Source organism: Endozoicomonas sp. ALD040 (genome assembly GCF_049275945.1).
Lineage (GTDB): Bacteria > Pseudomonadota > Gammaproteobacteria > Pseudomonadales > Endozoicomonadaceae > Endozoicomonas_A.
Map to the genome: position 1 here is coordinate 2,462,501 of NZ_CP184829.1, position 13,521 is coordinate 2,476,021.

Annotated in this window: 10 protein-coding genes, 2 tRNA genes and 2 rRNA genes (1 of these 14 running past the window's edge); 6 read left to right on the forward strand and 8 right to left on the reverse strand. The window is 45.8% G+C overall.

What is annotated here, in order from left to right:
• The 3 genes from ACOJUN_RS08500 to ACOJUN_RS08510 all read left to right on the forward strand — a co-directional run.
• Window positions 1-2,482: ribosomal RNA gene (locus tag ACOJUN_RS08500) — 23S ribosomal RNA — on the forward strand (it extends 986 nt beyond the left edge of the window).
• Window positions 2,483-2,685: 203 nt separating this feature from the next.
• A 5S ribosomal RNA gene (gene rrf / locus ACOJUN_RS08505) occupies window positions 2,686-2,801 on the forward strand.
• 271 nt (window positions 2,802-3,072) lie between these two features.
• A complete protein-coding gene (locus ACOJUN_RS08510; RefSeq protein ID WP_317144287.1) occupies window positions 3,073-3,885 on the forward strand; it encodes a formate/nitrite transporter family protein in 813 nt (270 codons plus the stop codon).
• Between the two features lie 100 nt (window positions 3,886-3,985).
• On the opposite strand, the gene ACOJUN_RS08515 is transcribed toward ACOJUN_RS08510, so the two are convergent.
• Window positions 3,986-4,423, reverse strand: a complete 438-nt coding sequence (locus ACOJUN_RS08515; protein ID WP_422136216.1) for a hypothetical protein — start codon at window positions 4,421-4,423, stop codon at window positions 3,986-3,988.
• 488 nt (window positions 4,424-4,911) lie between these two features.
• Between ACOJUN_RS08515 and ACOJUN_RS08520 the strand changes: the two genes are divergently transcribed.
• On the forward strand, window positions 4,912-6,042 hold the full coding sequence (locus ACOJUN_RS08520; RefSeq protein ID WP_422136217.1) for a hypothetical protein: 1,131 nt from the start codon (window positions 4,912-4,914) through the stop codon (window positions 6,040-6,042).
• Between the two features lie 69 nt (window positions 6,043-6,111).
• Here ACOJUN_RS08520 and ACOJUN_RS08525 read toward each other — a convergent pair whose 3' ends face one another.
• The gene (locus ACOJUN_RS08525; RefSeq protein ID WP_422136218.1) at window positions 6,112-7,881 is read right to left on the reverse strand and encodes a DEAD/DEAH box helicase; all 1,770 of its coding nucleotides are present in this window, start codon (window positions 7,879-7,881) and stop codon (window positions 6,112-6,114) included.
• 124 nt (window positions 7,882-8,005) lie between these two features.
• Here ACOJUN_RS08525 and ACOJUN_RS08530 point away from each other — a divergent pair, with 124 nt between their 5' ends.
• Complete coding sequence (locus ACOJUN_RS08530; RefSeq protein WP_422136219.1) at window positions 8,006-8,665, forward strand: XRE family transcriptional regulator; 660 nt, start codon at window positions 8,006-8,008, stop codon at window positions 8,663-8,665.
• Window positions 8,666-8,751: 86 nt separating this feature from the next.
• Here ACOJUN_RS08530 and ACOJUN_RS08535 read toward each other — a convergent pair.
• The 5 genes from ACOJUN_RS08535 to ACOJUN_RS08555 form a co-directional block, all read right to left on the reverse strand.
• Window positions 8,752-8,827, reverse strand: a tRNA-Phe gene (locus ACOJUN_RS08535).
• A gap of 41 nt (window positions 8,828-8,868) precedes the next feature.
• Window positions 8,869-8,944: transfer RNA gene (locus ACOJUN_RS08540), tRNA-Phe, on the reverse strand.
• 146 nt (window positions 8,945-9,090) lie between these two features.
• Window positions 9,091-9,309 carry a hypothetical protein gene (locus ACOJUN_RS08545; protein WP_422136220.1) on the reverse strand — a complete coding sequence of 73 codons (219 nt, stop codon included), beginning with the start codon at window positions 9,307-9,309 and terminating at the stop codon, window positions 9,091-9,093.
• 20 nt (window positions 9,310-9,329) lie between these two features.
• On the reverse strand, window positions 9,330-9,602 hold the full coding sequence (locus ACOJUN_RS08550) for an oxidative damage protection protein (RefSeq protein ID WP_422136221.1): 273 nt from the start codon (window positions 9,600-9,602) through the stop codon (window positions 9,330-9,332).
• A 56-nt stretch (window positions 9,603-9,658) separates the two neighbouring features.
• Entirely contained in the window at window positions 9,659-11,125 is a 1,467-nt protein-coding gene (locus tag ACOJUN_RS08555; protein ID WP_422136222.1) for a protein adenylyltransferase SelO, read from the reverse strand.
• Window positions 11,126-11,391: 266 nt separating this feature from the next.
• On the opposite strand from ACOJUN_RS08555, the gene ACOJUN_RS08560 reads away from it, so the two are divergent.
• On the forward strand, window positions 11,392-12,429 hold the full coding sequence (locus tag ACOJUN_RS08560) for a hypothetical protein (RefSeq protein WP_422136223.1): 1,038 nt from the start codon (window positions 11,392-11,394) through the stop codon (window positions 12,427-12,429).
• A gap of 88 nt (window positions 12,430-12,517) precedes the next feature.
• Here ACOJUN_RS08560 and ACOJUN_RS08565 read toward each other — a convergent pair whose 3' ends face one another.
• A complete protein-coding gene (locus ACOJUN_RS08565; RefSeq protein ID WP_422136224.1) occupies window positions 12,518-13,432 on the reverse strand; it encodes an acyltransferase in 915 nt (304 codons plus the stop codon).
• Window positions 13,433-13,521 lie beyond the last annotated feature (89 nt).

Here is a 13,521-nt window from a genome sequence, read left to right on the forward strand (position 1 = left end):
CGGGGGTAGAGCACTGTTTGGGCTAGGGGGCCATCCCGGCTTACCAACCCCATGCAAACTCCGAATACCGATGAGTGCAATCACGGGAGACACACGGCGGGTGCTAACGTCCGTCGTGGAAAGGGAAACAACCCAGACCGTCAGCTAAGGTCCCAAAGTAATAGTTAAGTGGGAAACGATGTGAGAAGGCCCAGACAGCCAGGAGGTTGGCTTAGAAGCAGCCACCCTTTAAAGAAAGCGTAATAGCTCACTGGTCGAGTCGGCTCGCGCGGAAGATGTAACGGGGCTCAAACTATTCACCGAAGCTACGGGGTTCAGTTGTCAGTTTACAGTTGTCAGTTGGCAGTATGAGAAGTAAGTATGCAGCGATTTGAAGATTTAGAAGTATTTCAATGGGCCTATAAGCTTTCTTTGAAAGTTCACAAGCTCTCGCTGGAATTTCCGAGAATTGAACAAATGCATGGACTTGCTGATCAGATGCGCAGAGCCAGTAAAGGAATCTGTGCAAATATTGCTGAAGGACATGGGAAACTGATCATCTCAAAAGCAGAGTTTCGAAGGTTCATATTGATGGCTATCGGATCATCTGACGAAATGAGAGTTTGGTTAAGGTACTGCCTTGATCGTCAATTACATTGACGATCAGCAATGGCAAGACCTCAAAACCGAATACAACCAAGTCAGTAAGATGTTGGTTAGTTTGCACAAGAGTTTTAAATAACTCAGTTCAAACTGACAACCGACAACTGCAAACTGACAACTGAACCGGTAGAGGAGCGTTCTGTAAGCCGTTGAAGGTTCACCGGAAGGTGGGCTGGAGGTATCAGAAGTGCGAATGCTGACATGAGTAACGATAAAGGGAGTGAGAGGCTCCCTCGCCGGAAGACCAAGGGTTCCTGCGCAACGCTAATCGGCGCAGGGTGAGTCGGCCCCTAAGGTGAGGTCGAAAGACGTAATCGATGGGAAACAGGTTAATATTCCTGTACCCCTTTTGACTGCGATGGAGTGACGGAGAAGGCTAGGCCAGCAGGGCGATGGTTGTCCCTGTTTAAGGTCGTAGGCTGTGGACTCAGGCAAATCCGGGTTCACAAAGCCGAGAACTGATGACGAACCCACCAAGGTGGGGAAGTGGTTGATGCCAGGCTTCCAGGAAAACCTTCTAAGCATCAGGTCAAAAGGGACCGTACCCGAAACCGACACAGGTGGTCAGGTAGAGAATACCAAGGCGCTTGAGAGAACCTGGGTGAAGGAACTAGGCAAAATGGCACCGTAACTTCGGGAGAAGGTGCGCCGGCTTTGGTGATCGGGCTTGCCCCGTAAGCTGAGGCTGGTCGAAGATACCAGGTGGCTGCGACTGTTTATTAAAAACACAGCACTGTGCTAACACGTAAGTGGACGTATACGGTGTGACGCCTGCCCGGTGCCGGAAGGTTAATTGATGCTGTTATCGCAAGAGAAGCGGTTGATCGAAGCCCCGGTAAACGGCGGCCGTAACTATAACGGTCCTAAGGTAGCGAAATTCCTTGTCGGGTAAGTTCCGACCTGCACGAATGGCGTAACGATGGCCACGCTGTCTCCACCCAGGACTCAGTGAAATTGAAATCGCTGTTAAGATGCAGTGTATCCGCGGCTAGACGGAAAGACCCCGTGAACCTTTACTACAGCTTCACAGTGGATCTTGATGTTGCTTGTGTAGGATAGGTGGGAGGCTTTGAAGTGTGGACGCCAGTCTGCATGGAGCCAACCTTGAAATACCACCCTGGCAATATTGAGGTTCTAACCCAGGTCCTTTAGCAGGATCGGGGACATTGTGTGGTGGGTAGTTTGACTGGGGCGGTCTCCTCCCAAAGAGTAACGGAGGAGCACGAAGGTTGGCTAAGCACGGTCGGACATCGTGCGGTTAGTGTAATGGTACAAGCCAGCTTGACTGCGAGACGTACATGTCGAGCAGGTACGAAAGTAGGTCATAGTGATCCGGTGGTTCTGAATGGAAGGGCCATCGCTCAACGGATAAAAGGTACTCCGGGGATAACAGGCTGATACCGCCCAAGAGTTCACATCGACGGCGGTGTTTGGCACCTCGATGTCGGCTCATCACATCCTGGGGCTGAAGCCGGTCCCAAGGGTATGGCTGTTCGCCATTTAAAGTGGTACGCGAGCTGGGTTTAGAACGTCGTGAGACAGTTCGGTCCCTATCTGCCGTGGACGTTGGAAGTTTGAGAAGAGCTGCTCCTAGTACGAGAGGACCGGAGTGGACGAACCACTGGTGTTCGGGTTGTGTCGCCAGACGCATTGCCCGGTAGCTAAGTTCGGACGGGATAACCGCTGAAAGCATCTAAGCGGGAAGCCCCCTTCAAGATGAGACTTCCCTGGCCGTAAGGCCCATAAGAGACGTTAAAGACTATGACGTTGATAGGCGGGGTGTGTAAGCGTTGTGAGGCGTTGAGCTAACCCGTACTAATGACTCGAGAGGCTTGACCATATAACGCCAAAGCGATTTGCGCAGCGAAGCTGCCAGCAAAAGCTGGAAGCTTGAAGCCGTACACAGTGAACGAGAGTGTTGAGCAAGAATAGACGACACAGCTTAAAAGAGATTTGGATTCCAGAGCCTTGGTTTTCGAGAAACAGCTTCAAGCCTCCAGCTTCAAGCTTCCAGCTCGAGAGCCAACGGCTCGACCAGTTTTGCCTGGTGACCATAGAGCGTTGGAACCACCCGATCCCATCCCGAACTCGGTAGTGAAACGACGCATCGCCGATGGTAGTGTGGGGTTTCCCCATGTGAGAGTAGGTCATCGCCAGGCATTGAATAAAGCAAAACCCCGGTTGAGAGATTGATCGGGGTTTTTGTTTAATCGTATCCCATTACTCTCAAAACTTTTTCCTTCTTTGGTGCATGTTCACACAAAATGCACCGATTCACTTCTTTCCCATCAACTATTTTCTTCAGGTACTTGCCATCCTGTAAATAGTTAACTTATTAAAAATCAAATTGTTAAGTGATAAATCAAAAGACAGGCATCTTTTTTGCTGTGCAGGACTCGACGAATAATAAAATTAGCGAGATGGAATTATATGGCTTATATCGAACCCGATCAGTTTGTCAAAAAAATGGTGGACTCCGGTGAGTCAAAGATCTTTATGTCAACCAAAGATACTTTTATTCGAGCCTTCATGGCAGGAGCTATTCTGGGACTGGCGGCTATCTTTGCCATTACAGTGACTATCAATACTGGCTCACCGCTGATCGGAGCTCTGTTGTTCCCGATTGGTTTTATCATGTTGTATCTCATGAAATTTGACTTGTTGACCGGCGTCTTCACCCTGGTTCCTCTGGCGTTAATTGATAAACGACCTGGTGTGGATATGCGAGGGCTTCTCAGGAATTGGGGTCTGGTATTTCTGGGGAATTTTGCCGGAGCACTGACTACTGCTTTCTTTGTGTCGTTTATTTTGACCTATGGCTACAGCATTGATGGTGGAGCCATAGCTGCGAAAGTCTCCGCCATTGGTGAGTCGAGAACATTGGGCTATCAGGAGCATGGTCTTGCAGGTTGGTTAACGATTTTTGTTCGGGGAATGCTCTGTAACTGGATGGTATCAATGGGGGTTGTCGGCGCCATGATCTCAACGTCTGCAGGTGCAAAGATGGTGGCCATGTGGATGCCTATTATGCTGTTTTTCTTCATGGGCTTCGAGCACTCTATTGTCAATATGTTCCTTTTTCCCTTCTCAATGATCATGGGTGGTGAGTTTACTGTGATGGATTACCTGATCTGGAATGAACTGCCTACCGCTCTGGGGAATTTGGTAGGAGGTTTCCTTTTGGTTGGCCTGCCACTTTATTTGACCCATGTAAGAACCAGCCCGGAGCGAGGACTGGCTTAACGTATCAGAGTGACTGCCTCTCTTACATAAAGAGGTAGTCACAAAAGTTGTCTTGAGAAAAAAGAAAAGAACGGAAGGAATTTTACGTGGTGGCTCAGGTTTATTGCCGGGGCTCTGTAACCGCAACGCTCTCAAGAAAATCCATGATAGTCTGAACATCCTCCAGTTCACCTTCTTCATTCCAGAGTACTGCGATGGAACCTGCCCGGAAGCTCACTCTGACAGCGGAAGCAGGTAATTTGGAGAGCTTTTCAGAGCCGACTCTAGTGTTTTCAGGCCAGCATCCATCGGCTTTTTCCAGAACGATAACGGGATCATTATCTTCAGTCAAAGACACAGTGGAATACTCAAGCCATGGGCTCTGCTCGATAATGGCAGATTCAGGTAAAAGATCTTTGTCTTTGATTTCCCGACAGGTAAAGCCAGACAAGATGGCTTTGTTTCTAAGCTTCATACGACGCCTGTCTGACTTGGAAGGCAGGAGCCACATGAAGTTACCAATAATAATCAGAGCAATGAGTGCGATGATCCAGATCATGTCATTATTCTACTGTAAGTACTCAACCATACGAAATCATATTTTCTGACTCATTGTTCAGGCACTCTGACTGCGTTGCAACCCTGGTCATATAGCTTGCTATGTTCCCGTCGTTGTGCCTTGCAGAGCACCTGCCCAATAAGCCAGAAATATTCGATTCCGTATGGCTGAGTACTTAATGCCTTAAGCAAATGTTTATGGACAAGGATAATACCATAAGGAATTAAAAGTAGTTACTGACCAGCAGCAGGACTGATTTGTACCTATGTTCAGTAAGTCCCACCTGTGTTCTGTATCACGGACAGAGGCGATTAAATCAGATTCAGGAGCTTGATAATAGATTGATGTCTCTACAATTACTCCAGCTGTGAGCCCTATCAGCGGATATGATTCATTATCCGGATTGAAGTAAAAAAAGTAAGGATACCGTTGAACTTTATAAAAAAATAATAATCTAAGGAATATGAAATTAAAAAAGGAGAAGACAGATGATAGCCACTGGAGGAGCACCCAATAGCAATATTCTTGAGAATCACAGCCTGCTTGGTAGAAGCAATTCAGCTCAAGGACAACAGAACAGTGAGACACGGACCTGTTCCTGGGCTCAGCATAAAGTTAACAAATTGCATCTGAAATTAAGAGGACCAGATTCAGCATTAATGAAAGCAGCCAAACACAACGATACTAAGCTGATCAGCTATATCATTGACAGGCACCCGACCTCTTTACAACTTTGCTTGAAGCAAAAAAATCGAAATCCGGCCATTCAGGCGGCAGTTCATGGTAAAACGGAAGCACTCCAATTGTTAATTAACTATGGAGCATTACCGGATACAGTATTGGCGAGTGAAAGCTATGAAAAAGGAGAAGGTAACCTCCCCCGACTATTTGTTCGCAGTGGCAGGCACTCTAGTTATTCGCCTGCTGATTTCACATCAAAAATAATGAAGGTGTTACTGGAAAACAATGATACCAACGTTAATAGCGTCAATTGTATTCAAGATTTTACTGGAAGTATGTACATGACACCAACGGAATTAGTAAACAGCCAGGTAGGAGCCAAAAACAGAGGCGTAATCAGTGAATTACTGGCCAGCGATCCCAGAACCCGGGTAAATACAAAAATAGGATTTGAGTACTCAGGGCCTTTTAAATCTTCCTTTCATATTAAATTTCCTCCTGAGTTTTCATTTTATAAAAAAACGGGTGAAAGAAAGATCCCTGTTAGCCTTATCGGTCAGGCCATATTGTTAAATAACCCTCATTTAGCACTTACACTACTTGACCGTCCGGATCTGGATCCCGGTAAACCCGATGGAACAGTCGAAAACCTGCTGATTATTTTCTTTAATAAATTAGCAAAGGGCTTGTTTTATAATCTGGGAGATCCTCTGAGAAAAAAAATGATTGCATCCGAAGAATTTCGCAGGCAGATCCTGAACTGTGACTCATTGTTAGCCAAGAGACGATTCATCTTACTCTTATCTATGGATTTCAAAAGCAGGAATATCCAACACATCGAAGAACTTATTTGGCTTAATCGCGATGAATTAAACACGCGCATCAGACATGAACTCTCTCAATATGATATAAGAGAATCTGTCGAAAGAGAGGTTTAGTCTGGTTATTGCTGTCATAAATGTCTGGTTTCAGGCTCCTTCATAATAGGTCTAGAGTATGAGGAGGAGTTATTCAGCCTCATAAGCCTTTCGGTAATGACCCTCATAATCAAAGAGCTTATCAACGACCGACCAGTAGTGTTTCTCTTTTCTGGCAATCACGAAGTCTGGTTTGCGAAATTTCTTTTGTTGACTGATAACGGAGTCGACTGACTTTGCCCTGAAGGGCTCAGCACGATTAATCAGGGCATGTTTGCCAAAGTGATGATAAAAAGCACCTTGTTGTGCAGCGGTGTCCAGACGGAAATACTCGCTGACTTCAGCTCCGTCTTCATCGTAGTAGGTGATTTTGATTCTGGGGTGATTTCCTCCGGAGTCAGATTCCATCGTCATACCGGAGCAACGAAGCACCATACAGTCTTTCAGGTTAAGGGCATCTCGCAGTTTTTGATCCGGATCAACCAGTGTTTTTCTGCATTGATGACATTTTCTCGCGGCAATGTCGTTTTCTGCACCGCATTCTTGACACTCCTTGAAACGATAGCGGAAATCGCATCGAACGATTTGACCTTCAAACGTTTCAACGCCCTGGCAACGGCGACCATAGTGCTCGATCAGATCACCGTCATCATCGACAATGCCCCAGAAGCTGTTCTCATGGCCACAGGCAGGGCAGGGAACTGTCACCGCAACGGATTGGGAGTCTGGCTTTGGACTACCTACTTCAGGGCTGAACAGATCATAGCGATTGCCGGCAAAATCTATAACCAGACAATCTTTCTTGCCTCTTGCCAAACGTAGCCCACGGCCCACAATCTGTTGATAAAGGCTGACAGACTCGGTGGGGCGAAGAATAGCGATCAGATCAACATGGGGGGCGTCGAAGCCGGTGGTTAAGACCGAGACGTTGACCAGATATTTGATCTTCTGAGCCTTGAAAGCCTGAATCAGGTTATCGCGTTCCTGAGTAGCCGTGTCACCAATGATCAAAGCGGATTCAGATTCTGGCAGATAGCCCATTATTTCCCGGGCATGGTCCACGGTAGAAGCGAAGATCATGATACCTTTTCTGTTTTCCGACGCTTTCAGAACCTGATTGATGATCTGTTGTGTCGCCCGCCCTTCGCCCTTGAGCAGCGTGTTCAGATCAGCTTCGCTGTAGCGACCAAAACGGTCCCTTGATAAAAGACTGAAGTCGTAAAAAACAACAGGAGCATCAATCAAGGTTGCCGGTGTCAGATAGTTGTTTTTGATCATGTACGACAACGGAAGTTCATAAATGCAGCTTTTGAAAAATCGCTTTTCTGCCGTTCGCAGGGTGCCTTTTTGGTTTCCGGGCAGGTAATGCTGATAAATCCAACCCATGCCAAGCCGGTAGGGCGTTGCCGTTAATCCCAGTATTTTCAGCTTTGGATTGAGCTTTTGAAGGTACTCAATAATCTTGTGATAACTGGAGGTTTTCTCCAGAGAAACCCGATGACACTCATCTATGACCAGCAACGTGAAGTCCTCGTCATTAAACTGATCCAGGTTTTTAACGACAGACTGAACACTGCCAAATACAACCTGCTCAGTAGCCTCTTTCTTGCCCAGCCCGGCACTGAATATGGAAGCTTTCAGCTCATAGCTTTCGTATTTGACATGATTCTGTTCAACCAGCTCTTTGACATGAGCCAGAACCAGGACCCGGCCACGGGCAATGCGTCCCAGCTCACTGATGACCAGGCTCTTGCCAGCACCTGTGGGCAGTACCACAAGGGCAGGGTCGTCACTGTTGCGAAAGTGCTGTATCACTCTGGAAACAGCGTCTTGTTGATAAGGGCGTAGCTGGAAAGTCATTGGCTGATTATATCGGTCCTTTGCTAAAGGCTGAACAGCAGGCCTCTTTTTTATCTGTGCACGTTTAATCAGATCTGCTGTTGTATAATTGCTCTTTCATTCTTATTTCAGGACAAAACAGAGTATGGCAAACGCTTTCGCGCGTCGATTCCAGTTGATAGTTGATCGTCTGGCAAAGGGAAACAAAAAGCAGTTTGCCGAAATGACAGGCAAATCCGCCTCTCACATCTATAAAATCTGTCGGGGTACAAGCCGCCCTTCCATGGCCTATCTGGAAAGTCTCTATGATGAGTTTCGGGTCGACCTGAACTGGTTGCTGACTGGCAATCAAAACGACAGTGGACAAATATCTGATACTAAAGAAAGTAAAGAAATTGTCTTCGCTCCTATGTTTGATGTAGAGGCCAGTGCAGGAATGGGTTCAGCTGTTCAGGGTGAAGAAGTCAGCGATTATTTTGCTTTCAATAAAACCTTTCTGAGCCGACAATTGGGCGTTTCCGGTGAAAGTCTGGCATTTGTCACCATCAGCGGTGACAGTATGCTGCCCACCTTTCAGGACGGAGATCAGGTGTTGGTGGATCTGTCCCGGAGATCAGTCCATAGTGAAGCTGTTTACCTTATTCAAACCGAAGATGGTTTGATGGCCAAGCGGGTAAAACAGGTGCAGCATGAACTGAAAATAACCAGTGATAACCCTGAATATCCCCGTTGGAATATGGATCTGAAAAAGGTGGAAGAGAATCCAGTTGTGGGCAAGGTCATCTGGTGTGCCAGGGCGGTCTGAGTAGCGCTTCAGAGGTACACTATTAATCTGTAAATTTTTTCGGCGCACAAAAAAAGGGTTACAATTTCTCGTAACCCTTTGATATATGGTGCCTAGGGGCGGAATCGAACCACCGACACGCGGATTTTCAATCCGCTGCTCTACCAACTGAGCTACCCAGGCCAGACTGCTTTTCGACTTAATAGCACCATCGTGAAGATCGATGGTGCCTAGGGGCGGAATCGAACCACCGACACGCGGATTTTCAATCCGCTGCTCTACCAACTGAGCTACCCAGGCGTTTCATGCAATCATGTGCGAGGCGTATTAAACGGATTTCACCCCTCTGAGTCAAGTCGGCTACAACGATTTTCGGTCTTTTGAAGAAAAAAATTGGGTTGGATCAATAGATTAGAGATGTAACGCAGCAGACAGAGCTTGCTTTGTCATTGAAAAACGACATAGTCTGCCAATTCTTCCAGAGAGTCCAGTTCCGCTATTTCTTCAATCGGTGCCTGCCCTTTTTCTTCCTTGTAAGTCTGATAGGCCCGGGTATCTACAACAATGTCGCCATTTTCTTCCTGAAAGAGGACGGAGTGGTCGCTGATAGCAGAGAGGATCTGCTTCTTTTTGTTGTTAGAGATGGAAATGTCTTTGATGTTCATGGTAGAGGCTCCTAATCAGTTTACTTCTGCTCAGGCACAAAACCATCAGCGGTATCATAATCTTCACCGGCGAAAAACTTATCCATCTGTTCGGTCAGGTATTTGCGGGTTTCAGGGTCCAGCAAGTTGAGGTGTTTCTCGTTAATCAGGCGAGTCTGGTGGGCTTGCCATTCGCTCCAGGCTGTCTGGGAAACGTTCTCATAAACCCACTGGCCTTTGGGTCCGGGCAGAGGTGGTACAGCAAGACCTTCGGCTTCTTTTTTGAGTTTTACACAATGTACGGTACGGGCCATGGGTATCCTCATTTTCTTAATCAGTAACAGGTTGGAATGGTATAGCAAACTATCCGTCAGGACGAGCAGCTGACTTCCAGCTTTTTACCCCACTCAGGGGGCTTTTGAGCATAATGTTCCAGATCAGGGTGCTCATCATAGGGGGACTGCAACACTGTCATCAGTTGTTCAATCTCGACGTAATCCCCTTGTTCTGCCTTCTCGATAGCAGCCTGGGCGAGATAGTTTCGCAGAATGTATTTGGGGTTAATTTGCTTCATACGTTGGTGGCGCAGCTGCTCTGGCTCGGAGTTTTGAGAAACTCTTTCATCATAGCGTTGCAGCCATTGTCCGAGCGGCTCAGATTCGCTGCATAAAGCAACGAATGCGGATACTCCCTGACCCACATGGTAATCAGACAAGGTTCGGAAAAACAGGGTGTAGTCCACATGTTGTTCATGGAGCAACTGCAGAAGATCCTTGATCAGATCTGAGTCTTTGGGGTCTTCTTCCAGGAGTCCCAGCTTTTCACTCATCAATGACAGGTATCTGGCTGAGTATAGTGCAGGATAGGTGTCCAGTATTTTTTGCAGAACGGATACATCGTCGAGCAGAGGCACCAGGGCCTGTGCCAGTCGGCCACAGTTCCAGTAACCGATATCAGGTTGCTGGCTGAAGGCGTAGCGACCGGAGTGATCAGAGTGGTTACAGATGAAGTGCCAGTTGAAATCATCCTGAAAGCCGAAAGGTCCGTAATCAAAAGTTTCGCCGAGGATACTCATGTTGTCGGTGTTCATCACCCCATGCGCAAAACCGTTAGCCTGCCAAAGGGCAATCATTTCAATGGTTTTGTCTACCACCGTTTTGAAAAATAAACTGTATTTGTCGTTTTTATCGGAACACTCGGGAAAGTAGTTCTCAATGGTAAATTCGCCCAGAGTTTCAAGGGCATCGTATTGTTTGCTGTAGTAGAAATACTCAAAGTGACCGAAACGGATATGAGTTTTTGCCATTCGCAGCAGGGTAGATCCGCGTTCCTCAGTTTCACGGTAAACCGGAGTGTCGCTGGTCACCACACATAGGGCGCGGGTGGTCGGGATGCCCAGGTGAAACAGAGCCTCAGAGGCCAGGTATTCTCGAATGCAGGAACGTAGAACGGCCCGACCATCTCCAAATCGGGAATAAGGCGTCATACCTGCCCCTTTCAAATGGAGATCCCAGCTTTCACCCAGGTTGTTGGTCACTTCTCCAAGAAGCAAGCCTCGTCCGTCACCCAGCTGTGGATTGTAGCTGCCAAACTGATGTCCGGAGTAGATCATTGCCAGAGGATCGGAACCTTCCAGAGTTTTTAAGCCTCCAGCCACCTGGGCCAACTGTTCTTTGCAGGTGTCACTCAGCTCAAGATCTAACAGATCAGCGGCTGGCTGACTGACGGCTACCAGCTTTGGATTATCCAGAGGCGTGGCCTGAAGACGGGTGTAGAACACGTCAGGCAGCTGGCCAAAGCGGTTGTTAAAGTTGAGCTGATCCAGGCTTGTTCTCATTCAGGATTTTCCATACATCAGAGGACGGAAATGCCACCACTCCCTTCGACGGCATTGCTACGTTCAAATAATACCTTAGTATTTTACTAGGAAATCGTCCTGTAGGGGAGAGCTGTTCAGAAATGCTTATATAAAAAACGTCGGCTCAAGAGACGAGACACCAGAAAGAGCAGGAAGCATTTGTTAGATGGCGGTCGGAACATAAAGTTTGAACTTTCTTCAAAAAAAGCAGTCTAAACATTATTAATCAAATTTTTTGTATTAACATGAAAACCACAATAAAAATTTTAATGATCTGCCTCTTGGTTGAGCTTATGTCATTGTCTTCAACTGCTAAGGCATATGAAAGGGTATCCTGTAACTCCAGAAGTATTCAGGACTGTGTATTTGATATTTCAAATTCTCTCGGTATTGAGAATTATGAAGCTTGTGAGTTGAAAAACCTTAATTTTGAAAAAGGCTCTGTCACTAAAGATGGTTTCTATTCTTTAATATGCTCGTCTGATAGATTTTTTTTAAAAGAGTCACGAAAAAGCAATTATCAAGAAAACACACTTATTTATGACTACTTATCTACAAACTGCTTCTCTGAATTTTGCTCAATGTTAGTAAAACCAGTGAGAGAAGTTTCCCTTTCAAGTGATTCAGAACCCTTTTATTACGCTGTCTTTCCTTATGTAGAAGGAAAAACACTAAGTACAATAAAAGAAAAAATGTATTCAAATGGTTTAGATCGAAAAAAATTAAATATATTGTATAGAAAAATTGGAATGACTCTCGGTACTTTGCATAGCTCAGGGATAATCAATAAATATGGTGAAAACAATTTTATTTTATTGAAATCGCGCTTAGTGCATGGAGATTTGCATAGCTCAAATATAATCGTCAAATCTGATAATTCTGTGCTCTTTGTAGATACAGATGGTTTATACAAATCAGTAAAATCACCACAGCAGATAGTTATTGATATTAACACAGTGATACTTCAAGTTTTACCGGGGACGGTGTTATTACTTGATGACCCTGATTTATCTGATTGGATAAGTGCTTTTCCAGAGTTCGTTACTAATTTTGTAGATGGCTACTGTAGTTTATTTACTGAAATCCAATATAACGAGTGTGATTCAAAAATAAGAGTGCAAATGGTTTCGTTATTGAGAACTGTATATCAGTCACTTTTGACAAAGGATGATTCTGAATCAGAGGATGAATCAGAGGCTGTTGCTTACATAAATGCATACGTTCTGGAAAGTAGACTTGGAAAGTTGCTTTCGTCACATATTGAAAGCAAGCGTAAACTCTAGGCCAAAAAGAATTTTTTGGCCTAGGAGTCAGAATGAAGGCTGTATTATACGACTATGTTTTAGCTTTTTTTACCAGCTTCAACGATTGTCATTTAACAACACCTTCCTGACGCTGACTCATTTCCAGCATGAGCTGATCTTTCTCTACCCAGAGCTGATTGACCCATGCCTGAAAGTCATTTCGAAATTCAGCATCCTGCTGGTAGCTTCGACCTATGAATGATTCCGGGATCGTTTGTTGTTCAAAATGGATACTGACGCTTTTAATTCGACCACACAGGAAGTCCCAGAAGCCCAGCTGGTCTTTTTGATGATAAACAATGGTGATATTCAAAAGGGTTCTCACCTGCTCACCCAGTGCTCCGATCACGTAGCTGATACCGCCAGCGCGGGGGTTTAGTAAATGTTTGAAAGGTGACGACTGCTTTTGCTGTTTTGCTTTGCTAAAACGGGTGCCTTCAAGGTAATTGACAATGGATACCGGCATGGTTTTGAATTTTTCGCAGGCTTTGAGGGTATTTTCCAGATCTTTGCCACGTTTTTCCGGGTGCTTTTCAAGATAAGCTTTGCTGTAACGTTTCATAAACGGGAAGTCGAGAGCCCACCAACAGAGACCTATGACCGGAACGTAGATCAGCTCCTGTTTGAGAAAAAACTTCATCAAGGGGATTTTTCTGTTGAGCAGATGTTGCATCAGCAAAATATCAGCCCAGCTTTGATGGTTGGCAGTGACCAGATAATAGCCATTGGGGTTCAGATCTTTCAGGCCGCTGATATTCAGACGGGTTCCTGATAGCGCTCTGATCCAGAGAGAGTTGATGCTGATCCACAGCTCCGCCACAGAGTGGGCTATGCGTCCCATAAGGCGACGAAAGCTTTTTAGAGGGACGACGAGTTTTAAGAGAGAAAAACAGAGCAGCGGCAGGCTGAGAAAAAGGGTGTTGATGATCAAAAGGGAGACAGATAAACACCCTGTGACGTATTCTTTAAATCTACGGATCATGTTGGACTTGGCATTGTTTCATTGGGGTTGCGTAGTTTAACTCGAAATTTTTTTCAACTCTAACCCGGTAATTTCATATTGCTTATCGC